General features: G+C 72.1%; 20 protein-coding genes and 1 pseudogene. 12 read left to right on the top strand and 9 right to left on the bottom strand.

The genetic code is table 11. From position 1 onward, the window contains the following. Window positions 1-137 precede the first annotated feature (137 nt). The 4 genes from AB6L24_RS19160 (at window position 138) to AB6L24_RS19145 (ending at window position 3,984) form a co-directional block, all read left to right on the top strand. Window positions 138-836, top strand: a complete 699-nt coding sequence (locus AB6L24_RS19160; protein ID WP_405656711.1) for a response regulator transcription factor — start codon at window positions 138-140, stop codon at window positions 834-836. Further along, on the top strand, window positions 833-2,269 hold the full coding sequence (locus AB6L24_RS19155) for an ATP-binding protein (RefSeq protein WP_405656710.1): 1,437 nt from the start codon (window positions 833-835) through the stop codon (window positions 2,267-2,269). Before AB6L24_RS19160 ends, AB6L24_RS19155 begins: the two co-directional genes overlap by 4 nt. A gap of 118 nt (window positions 2,270-2,387) precedes the next feature. Continuing rightward, window positions 2,388-2,966 carry a TetR/AcrR family transcriptional regulator gene (locus AB6L24_RS19150; protein WP_405656708.1) on the top strand — a complete coding sequence of 193 codons (579 nt, stop codon included), beginning with the start codon at window positions 2,388-2,390 and terminating at the stop codon, window positions 2,964-2,966. 136 nt (window positions 2,967-3,102) lie between these two features. Then, window positions 3,103-3,984: an alpha/beta fold hydrolase gene (locus AB6L24_RS19145; RefSeq protein ID WP_405656706.1), complete on the top strand. Its 882-nt coding sequence runs from the start codon at window positions 3,103-3,105 to the stop codon at window positions 3,982-3,984. Window positions 3,985-4,190: 206 nt separating this feature from the next. On the opposite strand, the gene AB6L24_RS19140 is transcribed toward AB6L24_RS19145, so the two are convergent. Together AB6L24_RS19140 and AB6L24_RS19135 are read right to left on the bottom strand one after the other, a co-directional pair. Further along, a complete protein-coding gene (locus AB6L24_RS19140) occupies window positions 4,191-5,060 on the bottom strand; it encodes an alpha/beta fold hydrolase (protein WP_405656704.1) in 870 nt (289 codons plus the stop codon). A gap of 283 nt (window positions 5,061-5,343) precedes the next feature. Next, the gene (locus AB6L24_RS19135) at window positions 5,344-5,949 is read right to left on the bottom strand and encodes a hypothetical protein (protein WP_405656703.1); all 606 of its coding nucleotides are present in this window, start codon (window positions 5,947-5,949) and stop codon (window positions 5,344-5,346) included. A 200-nt stretch (window positions 5,950-6,149) separates the two neighbouring features. Between AB6L24_RS19135 and AB6L24_RS19130 the strand changes: the two genes are divergently transcribed. From AB6L24_RS19130 to AB6L24_RS19115, 4 genes are all read left to right on the top strand, one after another. After that, a complete protein-coding gene (locus AB6L24_RS19130; protein ID WP_405656701.1) occupies window positions 6,150-7,016 on the top strand; it encodes a GyrI-like domain-containing protein in 867 nt (288 codons plus the stop codon). Between the two features lie 158 nt (window positions 7,017-7,174). Next, a complete protein-coding gene (locus AB6L24_RS19125) occupies window positions 7,175-8,287 on the top strand; it encodes an ABC transporter substrate-binding protein (protein ID WP_405656699.1) in 1,113 nt (370 codons plus the stop codon). A 71-nt stretch (window positions 8,288-8,358) separates the two neighbouring features. Continuing rightward, window positions 8,359-8,799: an OsmC family protein gene (locus AB6L24_RS19120; protein ID WP_405656698.1), complete on the top strand. Its 441-nt coding sequence runs from the start codon at window positions 8,359-8,361 to the stop codon at window positions 8,797-8,799. Between the two features lie 153 nt (window positions 8,800-8,952). Beyond that, a complete protein-coding gene (locus AB6L24_RS19115) occupies window positions 8,953-9,963 on the top strand; it encodes a hypothetical protein (RefSeq protein ID WP_405656696.1) in 1,011 nt (336 codons plus the stop codon). On the opposite strand, the gene AB6L24_RS19110 is transcribed toward AB6L24_RS19115, so the two are convergent. Continuing rightward, the gene (locus AB6L24_RS19110; RefSeq protein ID WP_405656693.1) at window positions 9,947-11,563 is read right to left on the bottom strand and encodes a GMC oxidoreductase; all 1,617 of its coding nucleotides are present in this window, start codon (window positions 11,561-11,563) and stop codon (window positions 9,947-9,949) included. The two genes, AB6L24_RS19115 and AB6L24_RS19110, sit on opposite strands and share 17 nt — an antisense overlap. Before the next feature lie 109 nt (window positions 11,564-11,672). Further along, window positions 11,673-12,095 (bottom strand): Rid family hydrolase, encoded by a 423-nt coding sequence (locus tag AB6L24_RS19105; protein WP_405656690.1) that lies wholly within the window; start codon window positions 12,093-12,095, stop codon window positions 11,673-11,675. A gap of 92 nt (window positions 12,096-12,187) precedes the next feature. Between AB6L24_RS19105 and AB6L24_RS19100 the strand changes: the two genes are divergently transcribed. Continuing rightward, entirely contained in the window at window positions 12,188-12,700 is a 513-nt protein-coding gene (locus tag AB6L24_RS19100; protein ID WP_341948883.1) for a MarR family transcriptional regulator, read from the top strand. A gap of 4 nt (window positions 12,701-12,704) precedes the next feature. Here the strand turns inward: AB6L24_RS19100 and AB6L24_RS19095 are convergent, their stop codons facing one another. Next, window positions 12,705-13,118 carry a hypothetical protein gene (locus tag AB6L24_RS19095; protein WP_405656689.1) on the bottom strand — a complete coding sequence of 138 codons (414 nt, stop codon included), beginning with the start codon at window positions 13,116-13,118 and terminating at the stop codon, window positions 12,705-12,707. A 209-nt stretch (window positions 13,119-13,327) separates the two neighbouring features. Between AB6L24_RS19095 and AB6L24_RS19090 the strand changes: the two genes are divergently transcribed. From AB6L24_RS19090 to AB6L24_RS19080, 3 genes are read left to right on the top strand one after another with little or no spacing between them, the layout of a single operon-like run. Next, complete coding sequence (locus AB6L24_RS19090) at window positions 13,328-14,065, top strand: TetR/AcrR family transcriptional regulator (RefSeq protein ID WP_405656687.1); 738 nt, start codon at window positions 13,328-13,330, stop codon at window positions 14,063-14,065. A 48-nt stretch (window positions 14,066-14,113) separates the two neighbouring features. After that, a complete protein-coding gene (locus AB6L24_RS19085) occupies window positions 14,114-15,076 on the top strand; it encodes an ATP-binding cassette domain-containing protein (RefSeq protein WP_405656686.1) in 963 nt (320 codons plus the stop codon). Beyond that, window positions 15,073-15,864 (top strand): ABC transporter permease, encoded by a 792-nt coding sequence (locus AB6L24_RS19080; protein ID WP_405656685.1) that lies wholly within the window; start codon window positions 15,073-15,075, stop codon window positions 15,862-15,864. Before AB6L24_RS19085 ends, AB6L24_RS19080 begins: the two co-directional genes overlap by 4 nt. Here AB6L24_RS19080 and AB6L24_RS19075 read toward each other — a convergent pair. The 4 genes and pseudogenes from AB6L24_RS19075 to AB6L24_RS19060 all read right to left on the bottom strand — a co-directional run bounded on the left by AB6L24_RS19075 (window position 15,785) and on the right by AB6L24_RS19060 (window position 22,750). Further along, window positions 15,785-19,055: pseudogene (locus AB6L24_RS19075) on the bottom strand (ATP-binding protein). The gene AB6L24_RS19080 and the pseudogene AB6L24_RS19075 overlap by 80 nt on opposite strands. A gap of 78 nt (window positions 19,056-19,133) precedes the next feature. Further along, window positions 19,134-20,279: a bifunctional 2-methylcitrate synthase/citrate synthase gene (locus AB6L24_RS19070; protein ID WP_405656683.1), complete on the bottom strand. Its 1,146-nt coding sequence runs from the start codon at window positions 20,277-20,279 to the stop codon at window positions 19,134-19,136. 48 nt (window positions 20,280-20,327) lie between these two features. Next, window positions 20,328-21,233 carry a methylisocitrate lyase gene (gene prpB / locus AB6L24_RS19065; protein ID WP_405656682.1) on the bottom strand — a complete coding sequence of 302 codons (906 nt, stop codon included), beginning with the start codon at window positions 21,231-21,233 and terminating at the stop codon, window positions 20,328-20,330. Continuing rightward, on the bottom strand, window positions 21,233-22,750 hold the full coding sequence (locus AB6L24_RS19060) for an MmgE/PrpD family protein (protein WP_405656680.1): 1,518 nt from the start codon (window positions 22,748-22,750) through the stop codon (window positions 21,233-21,235). Before AB6L24_RS19060 ends, prpB begins: the two co-directional genes overlap by 1 nt. Window positions 22,751-22,784: the final 34 nt, after the last annotated feature.

The following is a 22,784-nucleotide window of genomic DNA, read 5'->3' as shown; positions in this document are numbered from 1 at the left end:
ATCGGCGCCTGGGACCTACGAGACTGCCCGCCGGGAGCTGTCGTTTTCCTGTCGCTGAACTTTCAAGTGCTTATCGATGTGGGCGCGGTGCCGTGGGCGGCTGGGGTGGCCGCGGGCGCGTGGCGCACTATGGGCGGGTGGAAAAAGTGCGCCTTCTCGTCGTGGACGACGACCCGCCGATCGCCGACCTCGTGGCGACGGTCGCCCGCTACGAGGGCTGGGACGCGGTCACCGCGCACACCGGCGAGGAGGCCCTGCGCCGGGCGGCGGAGTTCCAGCCGGACATCGTGGTGCTCGACCTGATGCTGCCCGGCCTGGACGGCTTCGGCGTGCTCGACCGGCTGCGGGCGTCCGGGACGATGGTGCCGGTGGTGTTCCTCACGGCGCGGGACGGGGTCTCCGACCGGGTCGCGGGCCTGACCCGGGGCGGCGACGACTACCTGGTCAAGCCGTTCGCGGTGGAGGAGCTGATGGCCCGCCTGCGGACCGTGCTCCGCCGCAGCTCCGGTCCCGGCTTCCAGCGCTCGGTGCTCCAGGTGTCGGACCTGACGATGGACGAGGACACCCGCGAGGTGCGGCGGGGCGACCGGCTCCTCACCCTCACACCCACCGAGTACGAGGTCCTGCGCTACCTGATGCGCAAGTCGCCGACCGTCCTCACCAAGGCACAGATCCTCGACCACGTCTGGGAGTACGGCTTCGGGGGCCGCTCCAACGTCGTGGAGCTGGTCGTCAGCCGGCTGCGCCGCAAGCTCGACGACCCGGACGACGGCGGCGCGGCGCTGATCCACACCGTGCGGGGTGTCGGGTACGTGGTGCGACAGGTCGCCGAGTGATCCGCCGGTTCGCGCGGACGTACCGCAGGATGCGCCTGGGCACCCGCCTCGCCCTCGGCCTCGGCGTGCTCGCGCTGGTCGTGTTCGCCGTCGTCGGCACCGCCCTGTCGACGTACATGCGGGACTATCTGGAGCAGCAGCTCAACAGCCAGATGGCGCTGGTCCAGGGCACCCAGGCCAAGGACGCCGAGCGGCACGGCACGGTGGAGCGGCAGCCGTTCTACCGCTGGTACACGGCCGTGTACGACGTCACGGACGACCGGGCCGTGCTGCGCAGGCCCAGTGAGGTGCCGTCCGACGCCGGGAAGCTCTCCGCCGTCGCCGAGGTCCAGCGCGACTCCGGGGCGAAGGAGGTGTTCCGCACCGCGCACATCAAGGGGCAGGGCGACTACCGGCTGCGGGCCTGTGAGGTCAGCCCCGGCGTCGTCCTCGTCACCGCGGCGCCCCTGGAGGACATCGAGAAGACCATGGACCGGCTGCTCATGGTCCAGATCGTCGCGTTCGCGCTCGCCCTGGTCGGCCTGGTGGTCCTGGGCCGTGCCCTGCTGCGCCGCGGACTCAAGCCGCTCAGCGACATGGCGCACACGGCCCGCGGCATCACCTCGCACGACTTCACCGACTCGGCCCGCCTTCCGGTCCGCGTCGACTCCGACGCGGGCGGCCCGGAGGTCGGCGAGCTGCGCACCGCCTTCAACACGATGCTGGAGCACATCGACGACTCCCTCGCCGTCCGCACCGAGGCGGAGCAGCGGCTGCGCCGGTTCGTCGCGGACGCGTCGCACGAGCTGCGCACGCCCCTGATGTCGGTACGCGGCTACGCGGACCTGTTCCAGTACGCGGCCGCCAACGAGCCCGCCGAACGGGACAAGCACCTGGCACGGCTGCGCGCCAAGGCGGCCAGGATGGGCCTCCTCCTCGACGACCTGCTCCTGCTCGCCCGCCTGGACGCCGCCGACGTGGAGACGCCGCTGCGCCTTCAGGACACGGACCCGGTGCGGCTGGTGAACGAGGCGGCGGACGCGTTCCGGGCGGGCCGTCCCGAGCATCCGCTGACGGTGCGGGTGGACGGGGATCCGGCGGTGCGGCTGCGTCTCGACCCGCTCCGCGTCCGGCAGGTCCTGGACAACCTCCTCACCAACGCCGCCGTGCACACCCCGCCCGGCACCGAGGTGTCGCTGACGCTGTCCGTCTCCCCCGACGCCGTGGTCGTGCGGGTCGCCGACTCCGGTCCCGGCATCCCCGCGGCCGACCAGGAGCGGGTCTTCGACCGCTTCTACCGCGTGGACAAGGCCCGCACCCGCGACCGCGGCGGCAGCGGCCTCGGCCTCGCCGTCGCCCGGTCCCTGATCCGGGCCCACCACAGCACCATCGACGTGACCAGCGCTCCGGGGTCGACGGTCTTCACGCTCCGGCTCCCCCGTGCAGGCATGTGAACCTCAACCGCCTGGGCCGCTACAGCGTCCGCGTCACCGTCCCGGCTCGCGGGGGCCTGCACCAACCGCGCGATCACGCTTTCTGGATCGCACGATCCAGATAAGTTACGGTGGAGTCATGGCAAGGACCCGGGAGTTCGACACCGAGGCGGTGGTGAGCCGCGCGATGGAGCTGTTCTGGACGCGCGGCTATGAGGCGACCTCGGTGCGCGATCTGACCCAGCACCTGGGGATCGGACAGGGGTCCTTGTACGCGGCGTTCGGCGACAAGGACGGCCTGTACAGGGCCGCGTTGGAGCACTACCGCACCACCCTCGCCGCGGCCGCCCTGCGCAGTCTGGAGGAGGGGGCGGACGCCCGCGCGGCGATCCGTACGCTGCTGACGGAGCGGATCCGCATCGCCGTCGGGCACGGCGGGCAAGGCTGCCTGGCCGTCAATGCCGTCTGCGAGCGGTTGCCTCAGGACGCGGCGACCCGCCGCACCGTGCGCGACATGCAGGACGCGAGCCGGGAGGCGTTGACCGAAGTGCTGCGGGCCGCCATGGAGCGGGGCGAGATCGCGGCGCGGCACGCCCCACACACGGTCGCCGCGTTCCTGGTCACCTTCCTCAACGGGCTGCTGGTCTCCTCGAAGATCACGCCAGACGCAGCCGCACTCGAACCCCTCGTGGACGTCGCGCTGACCGCTCTCGACTGAGGGGTCCACGGCCTCGGCCAGGCGTTTCGCGTACCCCGAATCCGTAACGATCGATCAAGAAAATGGGGCGCCCACCCCCGCCACGACGACAGCGTCCCCCAGCACCGACCCACCCAGGACAGGAAGCACCCACGTCATGATGGACGACCACACCACAACGCCCCTGCGCACCGGCCGTGCCACCGTCAACGCAACGAGTCTGCACTACCGGACGGCCGGGTCCGGCCCCGCCGTGGTGCTGCTGCACGGCGTGCCCAAGACCAGCTACCACTGGCGCCACCTTGTCCCGAAGCTGACGCCCCATTACACCGTCGTCGTCCCCGACCTCCGCGGCCTCGGCGACTCCGCCCGCCCCGCGGACGGCTACGACTCCGCGACGATGAGCGACGACATCGCCGAGCTGATGACCCACCTCGGACACGAGACGTACGCCGTGATCGGCGAGGACTGGGGAGCGGTGATCGGCTACCAGCTCGCCGCCCGCCACCGCGACCACGTCAACGCTCTCGTGTTCGCCGAGGCCCTCTTCCCCGGCTTCGGCTTCGAGGACCACACCGCCCTCACCCCCGAGAACGTCGCCGGCGGCCTGCACCTGTGGCATCTGGGCTTCTACTTCCAGCCGGACGTACCCGAGATGCTGATCGCCGGACACGAGCGCGAGCTGATCACCTACATGATCAAGTTCGAGCGCAGTCACCCCGACACCGCCACCCCCGACGCGGTCGACGAATACGTGCGCTGCTACTCCATGCCCGGCGGCATCCGCGCGATGCTCTCGATATACCGGGCGATGCTCGTCGACGCCGAACAGAACCGGCAGGCCGCACAGAAGAAGCTGGACATCCCGGTGCTGGCGCTCGGTGGTTCGGCCTTCATCGGCGACCGCAACGAATCCCAGATGCGGCGCATGGCCCACGACGTCACCGGGCACGTCTTCGACGCCGGACACGACCTCGCCGAGGAAGTACCCGACGAGATGGCCGACGTGGTCCTGCCGTTCCTGGCCGGGAACTCGTAGACGGGCCAGGCCGCGATGTCGGCCGTCCGACACGGACGGGCCGAGTCGGCCCGGTCCTCGGAAGGTCGCCGGATCAGCACGCGGTGAGGAATCCATGACGGGCGCCATCGCAGGTTCGCGACACAACCGGCGACCGGGTTCCCGAACATGCCCCACAGCTCGCTACCAGTCACTTTCGATACACGACCTAGGGGCCGACCGGCGGTTCAGGCGCCCACAGCGTCGCGGACGAAGCGCCGAAGGTGCGCGCGCACGGCGTCGGGCTGCTCCAGCCAGGGCTCGTGCCCCGCGTCCTCGACGCGGGTCAGGGGAAGGTCGAGCCGGAGCGCGAGGGAGTGAAGCGCCGACACGGGGCGGGGGTCGTCGGCCCCGCCGAGGAGTTCCGCCCGCGCGGGCAGGCGCGCACGCAGTTCGGCCAGGTGGTCGTCGAGGGGATCCGCGCGTCCGTCCCTGCCGAGTTCGGCGTTCATGGACCAGTTGACGGGGCGCCGCCTCAGGGCACCTTCGGCGGCCCAGGTCCATCCGCGTACGGGATCGGCGTGGTCGGTGAACCAGGACAGCGTGAGCAGCTCGATCTCCTGCCCCTCCGTGCGGTGCGGCAGCTCCTTCAACGCGCGGAGCCGCTCCTGCTGGGCCGGGGTCATGCGGCGGCGGCGCTCCGCCCGGTACGCGGCGCGCCAGTCGCCCGTGAACGGCCCGCACATCAGCATCACGGCGGAGACCCGGTCGGCGTGCCGCAGGCAGAACCGGCTCGCCAGATCGGTGCCGTAGGAGTGCCCGATGAGGACGGCCCTGGGCACGTCCCACGCGTCGAGCAGCGCGGCGAGGTCGTCGACATGCCGGGCGAGGGAGTGCGGGCCCTGCCACGGAGACCGGCCCGTGCCGCGCTGGTCGTACCGGTACACGGGCGCGAGGTCCGCGACCATGGGGGCGACGGCGGCCAGATAGTCCGGCAGCCCCGGGCCGCCATGGAGCAGGACCACGGCCGACTTCCGGGCCGTGTCCCCCAGCGCCGTCCAGCGCACCCGCGCCTCGTCGGGCATCGACACGAGACCCTGCGTCTTGGTCAACGTCACCGCGCGAACCTACCGCCGCCACGGAGGCTCCGCCAACGCCGTCGCACAGCACGTCGGTCGCCCCGCGTCCGCGGACAGCAGGTGTCCGCAACGGAGCGCACTCCGAAGTTCCTTGAACCCTCTACCACCCCCGACGTGCTCGCCGCCCGGCGGGCCGACGGGGCGCTGCGGCGCCGGATGCCGCTGCCCGGCGGAGCCCTGGGCCCGCGTGTCGTGGACATGCATCCGTCTGGAGGTCGTGGGAAGGCTCTGGGCAGCGGCGGACCGTGCAGGCGCCACGGTGTCAGGTGAGGCGTCCCTCGACCGTCTCGGCGACACGGTCGGCCAGGTCGTCCCACGGACGCGGACCGACAACCGGCACACCGGCCTCCTGCGCCCGCGCGGCGAGCCACCGGCCGTACAGCACGCTGACACGTGCGCGATGGCGCTGCGGCCCGGCCTCCGGCTCCCGGCGCAGGTAGTTGGCCGTCACCTGCCCCTCGTCGTCCTCGTGGAGGAAGACGGCACGGACCGGACCGTTGGGCGTCGCCGGTCCGGGCAGGACGTAGTCCCCTTCCAGGATCACCGGAGTGTCCGTGCCCACGTGGTTGGCCACCACCGCCTCGATCGCCGGCTCCAGCGCCTCGGCGATCGCGATCTGCCGTTCGACCACCGACTCGGGCGTCTGGTGGGCGGCCTCCGGGTGCGTGCGCCAGAAGTGGACCTCCGGCAGGTGCTCGGGCAGTGTCACCGCGAGGAGGGCCTCCACGATGTCGTCGACCTCCACGACAGGGACGTCGTACCGTCGCGCCAATGCCCGCCCGACACCGGTCTTCCCCATCCCCGACGCGCCCCCGACGACGAGCACCCGCCAGTCGGGAAGACTCTTCACCTTGTCCGTACCGTCCACGCGGGCAGAGTACTGGAGCCGCTTTTTCCACCTGAGCCACACCAACCACACCGGTTCCCGTTCCGGGAACGGTCGCCGTGACCGTTCCCCGCACGCGCGCCGAGCCGCGTGCCCACCCGACTCGATCGGGCACAGGATGTCGGGTCGGACCGGCTGCCCGCCGCCTAGCGTGGTGATCACGAAAGAGGAAGGGGACCGGGGTGCTCGAGCGTCTCAACCAGAGCCTGGAGTACATCGAGCGGCGGCTCGACCAGGACGTCGACGTGGCCGAGGTGGCGCGGATCGCGGCCACCTCGGAGTACCACCTGCGCCGGATGTTCTCCGCGCTCGCGGGCATGCCGCTGTCCGAGTACGTACGCCGCCGTCGGCTCACCGTCGCGGGCGGCGAGGTGCTCGCGGGGCGCGAGTCCCTGCTGGACATCGCGGTGCGCTACGGCTACGGCTCGGGCGAGGCGTTCGCCCGGGCGTTCCGCGCCATGCACGGGGTCGGCCCCGGCGAGGCCCGGCGTACCGGCGCGGCGCTCGTCTCCCAGCCCCGGTTGACCTTCCGTCTCACCGTCGAAGGGAGCAGCAGCATGCGCTATCGCGTCGTGGACAAGCCGGACTTCAGCGTCGTCGGGCTCAAGACCCGGGTGCCCTTGGTGCACTCGGGGCCGAACCAGGCGATCATCGACTTCGTCCGCGGGATCGCCCCGGGGACCCTGGAGGGCCTGGAGAAGCTGTCGGACCAGGAGCCGCACGGCGTCGTCGCGATCTGCGACGACCTGGACCCGAGCCGCGCCGAAGGCACCGAACTCGACTACTACCAAGGGGTGATCACCTCCGCGGCCGCCCCCGACGGCACCACGGTCCTGCCGGTCCCCGCCGGTACGTGGGCGGTCTTCACCACCAGCGGCCCCGCGCCACAGGCCATCCAGGAGCTGTGGCGGGACGTGTTCACGCAGTGGTTCCCGTCCAACCCCTACCGCAGCCGCCCCGGCCCGGAGATCCTGCGCACCCGCATGTCCCCGGACAAGACCGAGGCGGACGCGGAGCTGTGGCTCCCGGTGGAGCGGGAGCAGGGCTGAGCCCGGCCCACGTCGGCAGTCCGTCCCGGGCCCGAGAACCGCCGCGGGACGGGCCGCCGACGTGGCCTTTTCGCGGCTCAACTACGCTCGGCGCCGATGACGTTCACGCCGTGATCCGGCCGACCAGGGCCGCATCGCCTCTCGGGAGACGCCCACAGATGAATACGCCACCAGCACCACAGGGAGCGCAGCGCGCCGACGACTCGGCCGTCCGGATCGGCGCCCTCGTCCCGCTGACACCGCCCGGCTGGGTCGGTGCCGGTCAGCACCTGCTCGCCGGGCTCGAGTTGGCCGTACGAGAAGTCAATGAGGCCGGTGGGATCGCCGGGAAGCCGCTGGAGCTGGTCGTGCGGGACACCGCGGCCGATCCGCTGCGGGCCGAGGCGGCCGTGGACGAACTGGCCGGCCTGGGCGTCGCCGCGGTGGCGGGGGAATTCCACAGCGTCGTCGCCCGCACCGCCGCCGCCCGGGCCGACGCCCTCGGGCTGCCGTTCCTGTGCTCGTCGGGGGTTCTCGACGCGCTCACCGACGAGCCCACGGACCGGGTGGCGCGGCTGGCCCCGGCGCAGTCCCACGGCTGGGGGATCTACGGGGACTTCCTGCTCGGCGCGGACCACCGCCACATCGCCGTGGCGGCGGACCCGAGTGTGTACTGGGCGTCCGGGACCCGCATCCTGCGGGACCATCTCGCCCCTCGCGGCGGCACCGTGACGGAACTCGACGCACGGGCGCTCACCCCTGCGGAGCTGTGCGACGCGCTCGTCGCCACGGGCGCGACAGCCCTGCTCCTGCTGGTCGGCCACCCCGATCCGGCCGTGCCGATCGTCAAGTCCGTCCGCCACGACCCGCGTCTCACCGACGTCCTGATCGGCGCTCCGGCCGGGCAGCCGGAGCTCGCCGACTGGGCGGCGTCGCTCGGCTCCGACGGCGCCGCGGTCCCGTTCCTGCGTTACCTGCCCGAGCAGCTCACGCCCCTCGGCGCACGCGTCGAAGGCGTCCTTCGTGAGCGGCTGGCCGGGACGCCGTCGTTCGTCGCCTTCGAGGGCTACGACACGATCGCCGTCCTCGCCGAAGTGCTGCGCTCGCACGGGGCGGACCGGGCGAGCATCGCCGCGGCGTGGCCGCACGTCACGGTGGACGGCACCCGCGGGCCGATCCGGTTCTCCCGCACGCCGGGCATCCATGTGTGGCAGTGGGCCTGGGCGCCGGTCCAGGTCGTCGACCGGGACCCGGCGCGACTCGATCACTACCGGATCCTGCACGTCGGCTGAGCGGGGCGGGGCGGCCGAGAGAAGCGCGGCAAGCGGACCGTCACGAGGGGCGTGGGGTTACGGTCGTCGCCATGACTGACAATTCACTGCGTTCTGTCTCCCTCGAACGGTCCGGCCCCGGCCGGTTCACCGCGACCAACGCCCGCGGCGGCACGGTCACCTTCGGCACCGGCTCCGGGTCCGACTTCACGCCGGTCGAGCTGTTCCTCGCCGCGATCGGCGGCTGCACCGCGGCCGACGTGGAGGTCGCCACGAGCCGTCACACGGATCCGACCGCCTTCACCGTCACCGTGACCGGCCACAAGGTCGAGGACGACAGCGGCAACCGGATGACGGACCTCGACGTCACCTTCACCGTCGCGTTCCCTGACGGCCCTTCGGGGGACCGCGCCCGCACGATCCTCCCCCGCGCCGTGAAGACCTCGCACGACCGGCTCTGCACCGTCAGCCGCACCGTCGAGGCGGGCACCCCGGTCAGCGTGACCGTGTCCGACGTGGCCGGCGGCGCCTGACCCCCACGCGAATGTTATGGGTACATGACAGTAGGCGCGGGGCGCGCGGAGCCCTACGGTGCTGGGCGGACGCAGGCGACGGGCGGCGACGGCAGCTCGCCGCCCGTCGCCTGCGGCACCCCCCACACACGCTCGCTTCGAGAAGAGGTTCTCGTGAGCCGCAGAGTTTCCGCGCGTCTGCTGACGGCCTGCCTGGTCCTGGCCCTGAGTTCGGGCACCGTCGCCGCTTCCGGCCCCGCGTCGTCCGGTGACACCGGGCAGAGCCGTGCCCCCGATCCCTACTGCTACGACGAGCCGTCGCAGCCGAACGCCGATCTGAGCGACCTCAAGGCGTCCTTCACCTCCGCGAACTGGATGCGGACCCTCCAGGCCATGTACAAGCGGCGCTGGCCCAGCGGGGAGGCGCTTGCGATCGCCCAGGCCAACGACAAGTACTGGGACCAGTTCGTGGACAAGCGGAGCTTCGACGGGTTCGCCGAGTCGATGATGGTGGCGATCCACGAGGAGACCCACATGTGGGACCTCGACCCGTCCCGCACCCGCTGGGACGTCCACAGCGCGGCATGGATCAACGCCGGTCAGCAGGCGCTGACAGTGCCCCTGCACGGCGGCTTCCCCCGCAAGGAGATCCTGCCGCTGATCAAGGACACCCTCAGCTCCTCCATGGACGACATCTACCTGCGGGACCAGCAACAGGGCTCGTACCGCCTCCAGGGAGTGCTCGCGGAGCAGAACGCCGGGCTCACCGGATTGCCCGCGGTGACGGTGCTCCAGGAGTTCATCAAGGGCGTCGGCGCCAGTAACGCCCGGGACATCGCCGCCACCAACCTGCGCTACCTGCTCCTCTACCTGCGCGTCGCCAAGACCAAGCACCCCGACTACTGGGCCAGGATCAAGGCCGAGCCGAAGCTGCGCGACCTGGTCCTGACCCAGTTCCTGCGGACGGCGTACTGGCTGGAGAAGTCCGCGCCCTACACCGGCAAGCTCGGCAGCAAGGACGCCGACAGGATCACCGCCACGAACTACGCCCCGGAGAACATCGCCGTCCTGGAGGAGTTCACCGGCCGCAAGGTGCGCCTGGACTCGCAGAAGCACTGCACCGTGACGCCGCGCCAGGCTCCCGACGCCCCCGGAAGCCGGGCGGCGCCTACAGGTCAGCGGTGATGATCTTCTCGATGTTGCGTTCGGCGAGCGCCGTGATGGTGACGAACGGGTTGACGCTCGTGTTGCCGGGGATCAGGGCGCCGTCGATGACGTAGAGACCCGGATGGCCGTGCAGACGGCCGTAGTTGTCGGTGGCCTTGCCGAGGACCGCGCCGCCGAGGGGGTGGTACGTGAGGTGGTCTCCCCAGATCTTGTACGTGCCGAAGAGGTCGGTGCGGTAGATCGTCCCCTCCTTGGCGTTGATCTTGTCGAAGATCGTCTTGGCGGCGTCGATCGACGGCTGCTTCCAGGCGGTCTGCCAGTTCAGCTCCGCCCGGCCCGCCGCCGTGTTCCAGGTGAACTGGGCGCGGTGCGGGTTCTTGGTGATCGACAGATAGAACGAGGCGTACGTCTCGATCCCGGTCGGCAGCGGCGCCACCTCGGCGAACGCGCCGCCCGCGGCCCAGTTGTCGATGCCCGCGGTGGGGATGGCCGACTGGAGGCTGCCGGTGGGGTCCCACAGGTGGTTGGCGCGCCCGCACATGACGTTGCCATTGTCGCCCCAGCCCTTGCCGACCTCGCCGTTGAGGTGCGGCAGGGCGCCGGTGGCCCGTAGTTTCACCAGGAGCTTGCTGGTGCCGACGCTGCCCGCGGCGAAGAACACCTTGTCGGCGGTCATGGCCTTCGTGGCGACGGTGTCGCCCGTGGTGTTGATCTGGTCGACCGTCACCGTGTAGCCGCCCCCGGCCGCCGGGGTCACCGAAGTGACCTTGTGCAGCGGGGAGATGGTCACCCGGCCGGTCGCCCGCGCGCGGGCGAGATAGGTCTGCTGCAGGGACTTCTTGCCGTGGTTGTTGCCGTAGAGGATCTCCCCCGCGAGCGCCGACTTGGGGGCGGTGCCCGCGGCTTCCCGCTTCATGTAGTCCCAGTCGTACACGTCGGGCACGAACACGAACGGGAAGCCGGAGCGCTGGGCGTGCTTGCGGCCGACGCGGGCGTACTTGTAGCACTCGGCCGTCTCGAACCAGGCCGGGTCGATGACGCTCACGCCGAGTCCCGCGTTGGCGCGCGGGTAGTACGTGCCGTACATCTCCCCCGCGTCGACCGAGGGCAGGACCGCGGCGAAGTTCTCGCGCTTCGGCGTGACCGCCATGCCGCCGTTGACCAGGGAACCGCCGCCCACGCCACGGCCCTGGTAGACGATGATGCCGCCGAACTCCTCGGCGTCCAGGATGCCGGTGTGGCGCGGGACGTCCCGGTCGATGGGGAAGCCGAGGAAGTTGCTCAGCGGCTGCTTGGTCCTGGTGCGCAGCCAGTAGGAACGGGCGTCCGGGCTCGTGGTGTTGGCGAAGACCTTGCCGTCGGACCCGGGGGTGTCCCAGGCCATGCCCATCTCCAGCATGTGCACGTCGACGCCCGCCTCGGCGAGCCGCAGGGCGGCCACGGCGCCGCCGTACCCCGTGCCGATCACCACGGCGGGGACACCGGCGCCGTCGACCGCCCGGGCCGCAGGGGCCTGCGCGGTGAGCGCCGCGGTACCCAAAATAGAACTCGTTCCAACAATGAATCTTCGACGTGACAGACCATCAGATGCCTTGCCACGTAAGGAGTTACCACTCATGTAATCTTCCTCACTCTTGGCTGAATCAGAACGAGTTCTACTGCTGGCCGCATGGGAAGTCACGACATACCTAAAAGTAACTTCTGTCCGATCTTGCGCGTTTCTTCGCTCAGTCGCCGCGCCCGACGACCGCGGTGACGCGGATCTCGACCCGCATCTTCGGCGCCGCGAGCACCGGCACGCCGATCTCGGTCCAGATCGGCGCACGGTCACCCATGCGCGCGCGGAACTGCTCGACCATCACGCGGGTGTGGGTATCGCCGACCTCCTCGGTCGATTCGGGTACGTGGTACGAGTTCACGGCTATGACGTCCCGCCAGGTGGCCCCGGCCTCGGCGAGGGTGCGCTCGACGTTCTCGAAGGCCTGGACGATCTCGTCCTCGAGGACCTCGGGGAACGTCCAGTCGTCGCCCCATCCGCCCTGACCTGAGGTCTCGACCCGGTCGCCGATGCGGACCGCCTGGTGGTAGTGCCTGGTGGCGAGCATCGTCTCGCCGTATCCGGGGGTCGCGAAGAACTCGGGCTCGCTCATGGTGATCCCTCTCGTTTCACTTCATCCTTGAAGTGAAAGTACCACGCATTCACTTCACGTGTGAAGTGAATACCGTTCGGTATCGTGCGCACATGACCACTCGCGCGAACCCGGACCCCGGCAAGGACGCCACCGACGGCGCCGCTGACGACGCGCTGTGGCTGTCCGCGCCGGAGAAGGAGGCCTGGACCGGCCTCATCTCCCTGGCCCTGCTGCTCCCGGGGCGCCTTGAATCGCCGCTGCAACAGGAGGCAGGCCTCACCCTGTTCGAGTACCTGACCCTCAGTCATGTCTCGGAGGCCCCCGAGCGCCGCCTCCGGATGAGCGAGCTGGCCTATCTCGCCAACGGCTCTCTGTCACGCCTGTCCAATGTCGTCAAGCGGTTCGAGAAGCGTGGCTGGATGGAGCGGTGGCCCGACCCCGACGACGGCCGCTACACCATCGCCGCATTGACAGACGCCGGGTACGACGTGGTCGTCGCCGCCGCACCCACCCATGTCCGGTCGGTACGCCGGCTGGTGCTCGACCAGCTCAGCGCCGCCGACCAGCAGGCGCTCGCCCGGATCGCCGAGAAGCTGCGCGTGCGCCCGGCCGACCTGGCGTAGGGCGTCACCGCGTCGCGGGCCGCGCGGAGCGGGCGCGGCGCAGGGCGAGGACGAGCGCGGCACCGGCCGCGACGATCAGAACCACGAAGCCGGGGTGAATGTCCTTCGACAGGCTCTGCGCGCCGTCGGGCCGCACCAGCCAGATCGTGAGCGGGATCGCGAAGGAGACGGCCAGGAGGGCGGCGGCGGCGCGGACCGCCCGGTCGCGGACGCGAGCGAAGGCGCCGACCAGAGCAATGACGACCGGCACGCCCGAGATCAGGGCGAACTGCCCCAGGACCATGATCGGGACCGCCCAGGCGGAGATGGTCACGGCCCGCGGAATGCGGTGGCCGGTCCCCGCGGGTACATCGGTGGGGGTGGTGGACACGGCGGAAGTGGCGGAAGCGGTGGAAGTGGGCGTGGTGGTGGCCGACATGGCGTTCCCCTTGTGTACGGGTGGCTGGGTGGGCGGAGTCGAAGCGCGTGCACCGTCCGAACCATGCCGCGCCGCCCGGCAATTAGTGGCTTTGCCGTTCGTTATAAGTTCTAACTGTCGTGAGTGACCCTCGTCAATAGTTCAGTGATAGCCTCTAACTAGTTCTTGAAGTCATCGCAGCGGTGTGGGGCGAAAGAGGTAGCTGGGCCATGGCGGACACGGGCACGAAGACCCCGCGCGAGCGGTACCGCACCCAGGTGCGGACCGAGATCAAGGCTCATGCCTGGGAGCAGATCGCCTCGGCGGGGGCGTCCGCGCTCTCCCTCAACGCCATCGCCAAGCAGATGGGGATGAGCGGGCCCGCGCTGTACCGGTACTACGCGAGCCGCGACGAGCTGATCACCGAACTCATCAAGGACGGCTACCGCAGCCTCGCCGACACCTTCCACACGGCCGCCGCCTCCGGAGCCGACCTCGCCGCGCTCGCGTACGCCCTGCGCGGCTGGGCGCTGGCCGACCCCCAGCGGTACTTCCTCCTCTACGGCACCCCCGTCCCCGGCTATCACGCGCCCGACGACACCACCGCCATCTCGTCCGAGATCATGGCGACGCTGCTCGACGCCTGCGCCGCGCTCCCCGCACCTCCGTCGCCGGATCCGGCGTCGACGCCGGAACAGCCCTCCGACCAGCCGTCGGAACATCCCGCGGACAGCCCGGCGGCCGCCTTCGCCGCCCACCTCGCGGACCACCGCCAGTGGGCGGGCGACCACCCCGCCCCGCCCGCGGTCCTCCACCGCGCGCTGGCCTTCTGGACCCGTCTCCACGGCGTCCTGTCCCTCGAACTCGCCGGGCACTTCACGGGGATGAGCTTCGACGCGGAGCAGTTCTACGCGGCCGAGCTCGACGGCCTGCTCGCCGACGGCAACGGGCTGCACGCCGCGCGCTGAAACCCTTCTGAAACCGCGCTGAATGCGGCCTGCCGCAGCCTCTGCGGCATGACGACAACGACATCCCGTCCCCTCGCCATCGCGGCCGAGGGGCTGCGCAAGGCGTACGGGGACAAGACGGTCCTCGACGGCATCGACCTGGCGGTGCCGACCGGCACCGTCTTCTCCCTGCTCGGCCCGAACGGCGCGGGCAAGACCACCGCCGTCAAGATCCTCTCCACCCTCGTCACCGCGGACGCCGGTGACCTGCGCGTCGGCGGCCACGACCTGGCCGTCGACCCGCAGGCGGTACGGGCCGCGATCGGCGTCACCGGGCAGTTCTCCGCCGTCGACGGGCTGATCACCGGCGAGGAGAACATGCTCCTCGTCGCCGACCTGCACCACCTCTCCCGCCGCGAGGGCCGCCGCACCACCGCCGCGCTCCTCGAACGCTTCGACCTGGTGGCGGCCGCGAAGAAGCCCGCCGTCACCTACTCCGGCGGCATGCGGCGCCGCCTCGACATCGCCATGACGCTGGTCGGGGACCCGCGGATCATCTTCCTCGACGAGCCGACCACCGGTCTCGACCCGCGCAGCCGCCACACCATGTGGGGCGTCATCCGCGAGCTGGTGGCCGGCGGCGTCACCGTCTTCCTCACCACCCAGTACCTGGAGGAGGCCGACGAACTCGCCGACCGCATCGCGGTGTTGCACGACGGCAGGATCGCCGCCGAGGGCAGCGCCGACGAGCTGAAGCGGCTCATCCCGGGCGGGCACGTGCGGCTGCGCTTCGCCGACCGGTCCGCGTACCGGTCCGCCGCCGTCGCCCTGCGTGAGGCCACCGCGGACGACGAGGCGCTGTCGCTGCGGATCCCCAGCGACGGCAGTCAGCGCGAGCTGCGCTCCCTCCTCGACTGGCTGGACTCCGCGGACATCGAGGCGGCCCAGCTGACCGTGCACACCCCCGACCTCGACGACGTGTTCTTCGCCCTGACCGGCGGCGCCGACAAGCCCGCGGAGGCGGTCCGATGACGTCCCCCTCCCCCGCCGTGCGCGACTCGTACACGATGCTGCGCCGCAACCTGCTGCACGCGCGGCGCTATCCCTCGCTCACCCTGAACGTGCTCCTGATGCCGATCGTCCTGCTGCTGCTCTTCGTCTACGTCTTCGGCGACGTGATGAGCGCGGGCATCGACGGCGGCGGCGCCGACCGCGCCGAGTACATCGCCTATCTCGTCCCGGGCATCCTGCTCATGACCATCGGCGGCGCCCCGGCCGGGACAGCGGTGTCCGTCGCCATGGATATGACCGAGGGCATCGTCGCCCGGTTCCGGACCATGGCGATCCACCGCGGCTCCGTGCTCATCGGGCACGTGGTCGGCAGTGTGCTGCGAGCGGTCATCAGTGTGGTCCTCGTGGGCGCGGTCGCCGTGGCCGTCGGCTTCCGGTCCACGGACGCCTCGGCCCTGGAGTGGCTGGCGGCGCTCGGGCTGCTCGCCCTGGTCGCCACGGCCTTCACCTGGATCGCCGTGGGGACGGGGCTCGCCAGCCCGAACGTGGAGGCGGCCAGCAACAACGCGCTGCCGCTGATGATCCTGCCGTTCCTGTCCAGCGCCTTCGTCCCGGTCGACGCGATGCCGGGCTGGTTCCAGCCGGTCGCCGAGTACCAGCCGTTCACGCCCGCCATCGAGACCCTGCGCGGGCTGCTGCTCGGCAGCGCCATCGGCAACGACTGGTGGATCACGATCTGCTGGTGCCTGGGCCTGGGGACGCTGGGCTACTTCTGGGCGACCTCGCTGTTCCACCGCGATCCTCGATGAGCGCGCGGGCCGCGTCCCGCAACTCGTCCCGCCCCAGGGCGGCGTACTCCGACACCGCGTCGGCGTATGCCGCCCTGTCGGCGTCCTCGGCGGCCCTCCGGGCGCGGGCCGCGGACATGGTCGGCCGGAACTCCCGCAGCACCCGCAGGCGTTCGGCCAGCGCGATCATCCGCACAGCCACGGGAGCGGCGCCCGTACCCGCACCCACGTCGGCGTCGGCATCAGGGCCGGCCCCGCCCGCCCTCAGCCCCGCCACGCCCAGCGCGTGCAGCACCGTCCCGTACACCGGCAGCTCCATGGGCGTGCGGGGCGGGCCGGCGAGCAGCCTCCGCAGTCGCTCGCGCATCCGGTCGAGGGGTTCCACGACAGGTTCGAGTCGATCGGCGTACGCGTGCGCCGTCACCGCGGCCGCCTGGATCTGCAGCGCCCACGGGTCGATCCAGGGATCGTCCTGGAACAGGGAACCGGCGTGGGCCAGCCGTTCCATGGCGCCGCGCCAGAGTTCGAGCCCGGTCTCCGTCAGCCCTCGACCGAGCGCGATCTCGGCGCGGACGCCGATGTCTGGGCTGTAGAAGGCGTCCTGCCGCGCGTTGCCGTCCGCCACCTGCCGCAGCCAGTGCTCCGCCTCGTCGAGGTCGCCGCGCTGCAGGCAGGCGAGGGCGAGGCCGGACCGGATGCCGATGTAGTCGTGCTCGTCGCCGAGCCGCGGCAGCGTCTCCAGGGCGACCTTCAGACAGCCGTACGCGGCCTCGCCCTGCCCCGTCTTCAGGCACAGCTCACTGATCCGGGAGTGGCTGACGACCCGCAGCGTCGGGTTGTCGATCGGCGCGAGGATCGCGAGCATCCGGCGCGCCGCGGCCAGTGCCCGGTCGATGTCGTGCTGGTACTCCCAGATGTACGTGGCGACGCCCTCCGCGATGCCCGCGACCAGCGGCCGCTCACTGGCGCAGAGCGCGCGCAGCACGGCGTAGTCGGGAGGGACCATCTCGGGGACCGCGCTCAGCACCACGGCGGTGGCGCGCAGCAGGGTGTCCGGCGGGGCCGGGGGCAGCCGCCGCAGGGTGACGAGCTGGCGTACGACGTGCGAGCCGTTGAAGAGGCTGCCCGCGCACAGCACCGCGGCGGCGCGGGCGACTTCGACGTACGCGGGCTCGGGGCGGTAGTGCGAAAGGGCCGGGCCGGTGTCGGCGGCGAGCGCGGCGAGGCGGGGGTAGTTGGAGTCGGTGGACCACAGGGCCGCGAGGACGGCGGTGACGGCCGCGATGGTGGGTCCTTCGGCGCGGGCCAGGGCGTGCCGCAGCGCCGCCACGAGGTTGTCCTGCTCGGCCTTGACGCGTTCCCAGGCGGGCAGGGGCTCGGCGCCGAGGAGCGCGTCGTGGTGGGCGACGCCGAAGTCCCGCGCCCAGGCGAGGAACCGGCCGACGGCTTCTTCCTCGCCGCCCGACACCACGTTTCCACCGTCCGCGCGCGCCGGCTCCCCGCCCGCCTCCGCCAGCCGCGCCGCCCCGAACTCCCGTACGGTCTCCAGCATCCGGAACCGCACCCCGACCGCCGTGTCCGCGACCGTGAGCAGCGACTGGTCCGCCAACTGCACCAGGAGCGGCAGCGCGTCCCCGCCGAGGACCTGGTCGGCCGCGTCACCGCTGAAGCCGCCGGGGAAGACGGACAGCGTGCGCAGCGCGGCCCTGGCGTCCCGCGCGAGCAGGTTCCAGCTCCACTCGACGACGGCGTGCAGGGTGCGGTGGCGCTCCGGCGCGTCCCGGGCCCCGCCGCGAAGCAGCGCGAACCGGTCGCCGAGGCGGCGGGCGATGTCCGGCACGGACAGGGCCCGGACCCGCGCCGCGGCCAGCTCCACGGCGAGCGGCAGCCCGTCGAGGTGGCGGCACAGCTCGGCCACCGCGTCGGGCGGGAGGAGCACGCCGGGCCTGGCAGCCCGGGCGCGTTGGGTGAACAGCTCGACGGAGGTGTCGAGGCCCAGCTCCGGCAGGGCGTACACCGCCTCCGACGCGAGGTCCAGCGGGGCCCTGCTGGTGGCGAGCACGGTGACGTCACGGGACGAGGAGACCAGGGCGCGCACGAGGTCGGCGGCGCCGCTGATGACGTGTTCGCAGTTGTCGAGAACAAGCAGGGCGGGCCCGGTGCCGAGCACGCCGAGGATGCCCGTCACGGGGTCGACCGGGGGGTGGCCGGGCACGGCGCCGTGCCGCCCGTCGCCCGCGCCGAGCGCGGCGGCCACCTCCGGGGCGACGTCGTGGTCCGCGGTGACGCCGGCGAGCGGCACGAAGTACACCACGCGCTGCTCGGCCCGGCGGCTGACGGCGTGCGCGAGGCGGGTCTTGCCGAGGCCGCCGGGGCCGACGACGGTGACGGCGCGGGAGGCGCGCAGGAGCCGTTCGGCCTCCGCGATGTCCACGTCCCTGCCGAGGAGTTGGTTCGGCTCGTGCGGCACGCCGTGCCTGACGACCGGTGCCTCGCCGCGCAGCAGCTCCTGGTGCACGGCCTTGAGTCCGGCGCCGGGCTCCGTGCCGAGGCCCTCGCGCAGTTCACGGCGGTACGCCTCGTAGCGTGTGAGCGCGGCGGCCGGGCCCGCCGTCGCCGCCGTGCCGCGCAGCAGCTCGGCGAGCACCTCCTCGTCGCGCGGCTGCGCGGCGGCGGCCGCGGCCAGCGGTCCGGCCGCCTCCGTGTGCCGTCCGAGGCGGGCGAGCGCGAGGGCCCGGGCGCGGACGAGCGCGTCGCGGACGGGGCGCGCGCTCGGCGCGCAGCGCGGCCACAGGGTCGTCGGTCGCGCCCCCGGCGTCCGGGGTGCCCGGCCAGAGCGCGAGCCCGGCGTCGGCGGCGGCCAGCGATCCTGCGTGGTCCCCGGCCCTGGCGCGGTCCGCGCTCGCGGTGGCGTACAGCGGCAGGGCGGAGCTGTCGACCTGGTCCTCGGTGAGGGTGAGCCGGTAGCCGGTCGGGGTGCTCGCGATGGTGTCGGCACCGAGCTGGGCCCGCGCCCTGGACACCAGGACCTGCACCGCCTTCCCGGGCCGCTCCGGCTGCTCGTCCGGCCACAGCCCCGCCACGAGCCGCTCGGTGCTGCGGCCGGCGCGCAGGTCGCCCGCGAGCAGCGCGAGGAGGCCGCGGATGCGGGGCGCGGTGACCTCCTGCCCGCGATGGGCGACCCGCGGCAGCAGGGTCAGGTCGGTGCTCATCCGTGCAGATTAACCAAGGGGGCGGCGGCCCGAGCGCGGCGGTGGGCACGGCTCCCCGGGTGGGGTTGTGCGCGGGGTTCAGGGGCGGGTGGGGACGGTCCGCCGGCCGGGGCCCGTGTAGGCGCCGAGGGGGCGGATCAGGGCGTTGTGGGCGAGCTGTTCGGTGATGTGGGCGGACCAGCCGGTGATGCGGCTCATCACGAACAGCGGCGTGAAGGTGGGGATGTCGAAGCCCATCAGGTGGTAGGCGAGACCGGCGGGGTAGTCGAGGTTGGGGTGGATGCCCTTGCGGGCGGCCATCGCGTCCCGCAGGGCCGTGTGCAGGGCGGCGAGGCGGGCCGCTTCCGGGGCGTCCGCGTGGGCGACGAGCCGGTCGGTGGCCTCCTGCATGATCGGTACGCGGGAGTCGCCGTGCTTGTAGACGCGGTGGCCGAACCCCATGATCTTGCGCTTCGTGGCCAGTGCCTCGTCCAGCCACTGCTCGGCCTTCTCCGGCTCGCCGATCTCGCCCAGCATGTGCATCACGGCTTCGTTGGCGCCGCCGTGCAGGGGGCCCTTGAGGGCGCCGATGGCGGCGGTGACAGCGCTGTAGAGGTCGGAGAGGGTGGACGTGACGACACGCGCGGTGAACGTCGAGGCGTTGAAGCTGTGTTCGGCGTACAGGACGAGGGAGATCTCGAAGCAGCGGACGACCTCCGGCTCGGGGACGCGACCGAAGCACATGTGGAAGAAGTTCTCGGCGTACCCGAGCGACGGGTCGGGCTGGATCGGGGTGAGGCCCCGGCGCCTGCGGTGGTCGGCGGCGACCACCGTCGGCAGCTTCGCGAGCAGCCCGAGGGACTTGCGGAGGTTGGCCGCCGGAGTGCCGTCGTCCTCGGCGGGGTCCTCGGCGCCGAAGAAGCTGACGGCCGTGCGCAGGACGTCCATGGGGTGGCAGGTCTCGGGCAGGCGGGCCAGGAGTTCCGCGGTGGTGCGGTCCAGGGGGCGCAGGGCGCGTTCGCGGGCACGGAACGTGCCCAGCTGGTCGGCGTCGGGCAGCTCGCCGTGCCACAGCAGATGGGCGACCTCCTCGAAGGAGCAGCGGGCGGCCAGGTCCTGGACCGGGTAGCCGCGGTAGGTGAGGGAGTTGGTCTCCTCGATGACGGTGGAGATCGCGGTGGTGTCGGCGACGACTCCGGCGAGGCCGCGGTGGACGGCGGGCTGTGCGGGTGTGGCGGTGGTCATGTGGGGCTCCTCGGACAGAGGGCGGGGCGGGCGGCGGGTGAGCGGACGTCAGGCGCCCGGCGGGAGGCGGAAGTCGAAGACGGCCGAGTCGAAGGCCGCGTACTCCTCGTAGCCGAGGACTTCGTAGAGCCGCGACCGGGTCTGCATGCGCGGGACGAGCGACTCCTGGGTGCCCTCGGCGGCGAGGGTGGCGAGGCCCTCCTCGACGGCTCCCATCGCGAGCCGGAAGAAGGTGACCGGGTACAGGGCGATGTTGTAGCCGAGGTTCTCCAGGGCGGCCGTGGTCAGGAGCGGGCCCTTGCCGAACTCCGTCATGTTGGCGAGCAGCGGTACGTCGACGGCCTTGCGGAACGCCTCGAACTCGGCCTCGGCCAGGAGTGCTTCGGGGAAGACGGCGTCCGCGCCCGCGTCGACGTACGCCTTTGCCCGGTCGATCGCTGCGGCCAGGCCCTCCACGCCGCGCGCGTCGGTGCGGGCCATGAGCAGGAAGCCGGGGTCGCGCCGGGCGTCGGCGGCCGCGCGGACCCGCTGCGCCATGTCGGCGGTCGGTACGAGCGTCTTGCCGTCGAGGTGTCCGCAGCGCTTGACGGGGATCTGGTCCTCCAGATGCATCCCGGCGATCCCCGCGTCCTCGAAGAGCTGTGTGCTGCGGGCGGCGTTGAGGGGCGCGCCGAAGCCGGTGTCGGCGTCGATGAGGACCGGCAGATCGGTGACGCGGGTGACCTGCTGGGCGCGGGCGGCGATCTCGGTGGCGGTGGTGAGGCCGATGTCGGGCAGGCACAGCTCGGCGGCGAGGACACCGCCGGAGAGGTAGGCGGCCTCGAAGCCGTGCTCCTGGATGAGCTTGGCCGCGTACGGGTTGACGGCTCCCGGCATCCGCACGAGCCGTCCGGAGGCGAGCTGCGCGCGCAGGTCCTTGCGGCGTTCGGCGGGGGTGGTGCGGGTGTGCAGCATCAGAACAGGCCCTTCGGGAGCGCGCTGTCGTACGCGGTGACGGCGGCGGCGTCGACCGCGGGGAAGAGGCCGGCGAGGCCCGCCGTGTCCAGCTCGGCCAGTCGGCCCGCCGCGTCCAGGAAGGCGTCACGCGCGCCCGGCGTGACGACGCCGTCGGTGAGGGTGTCGAACTTGGCGGTGTAGCCGTCGCGGCCGTAGGGGCGGGCCCCGGCCGGATGGGCGTCGGCGACGGCGAGTTCGTCCTCGACGACGGTGCCGTCGTCGAGGGTGATGACCGCGCGGCCGCCGAAGGCACGGCGTCCGGGGTCGGGGTCGTGGTAGCGGCGGGTCCACTCCGGCTCCTCCACGGTGGTGATCCTCCGCCACAGCTCGACGGTGTCCGGGCGGCGGGCCCGGTCGGGGGCGTAGGAGCGTTCGTGGTGCCAGGTGCCGTCCTGGAGGGCGACGGCGAAGATGTACGGCACCGAGTGGTCGAGGGTCTCGCGGCTGGCCGTGGGGTCGTACTTCTGCGGGTCGTTCGCGCCCGAGCCGATCACGTGGTGGGTGTGGTGGCTGGTGTGCAGGACGACGGAGCGGACGCGGTCGAGCGGGCCGGTCCGCTCACGCATGCGCCGCGCGAGGTCGATGATCGCCTGCGCCTGGTACTCGGCCGAGTGCTCCTTGGTGTAGGTGTCGAGGATCGCGCGGCGCGCCTCGCCGGGACCGGGCAGCGAGACGGTGTACGCGGCCTCGGGCCCGTCGAGCATCCAGGCGAGGAAGCCGTCCTCGCCCTCGTAGATCGGCGCGGGCGCGTCCTCTCCGCGCATCGCCCGGTCCACGGCCTCGATCGCCGCCTTCCCGGCGAAGGCGGGGGCGAACGCCTTCCAGCTGGAGATCTCGCCCTTCCGGGACTGCCGGGTCGCGGTCGTGGTGTGCACCGCCTGCCCGACGGCCTGATGCACGGTCGGCGTGGGCAGCCGCAGCATCGCGCCGAGCCCGCAGACCGTGGCCGCGCTCAGGTGCGCCACGTGGTCGATGCGGTGCGCGTGCAGGCAGATGCCCTTGACCAGCGCGACATGGATCTCGTACGCGGCGACGATGCCGCGCAGCAGATCGGCGCCGGAGCGGCCGGTGTGCTGGGCGACGGCGAGCAGCGGCGGGATGTTGTCGCCGGGGTGGGAGTAGTCGGCCGCCAAGTACGTGTCGTGGAGGTCGAGTTCGCGAACGGCCGTGCCGTTGGCCCAGGCCGCCCACGCGGGTGGCACGCGGGTGGGGCTGCCGAAGACGGTGGCGCCGGGGGCGGTCGCCGGGTGTGCGGTGGCCTGGGCGCGGGCGACGGCGACCGGTCGGCGCAGCAGTGCGGCCAGGGCGACCGAGGCGTTGTCGATCACCCGGTTGACGGCCATGGCGGCGGCCTCCGGGTCCAGGTCGGCGGCCTCCTGGGTGCCGGTGGCGACGGCGGCGAGTTTCCAGGCGAGCTGCTCCTCGCGGGGCAGCCGGTCGGCGCTGGGGTGGACGCGTACCTGATGGTCGATCACGGGGCTCCTCGCGGTGTGCGGCCGAGCGGAACCG

This window comes from Streptomyces sp. RK9, from assembly GCF_045070545.1.
GTDB classification, from domain to species: Bacteria; Actinomycetota; Actinomycetes; order Streptomycetales; family Streptomycetaceae; genus Streptomyces; species Streptomyces alboflavus.
This window is presented reverse-complemented; position numbering and strand designations above follow the sequence as displayed.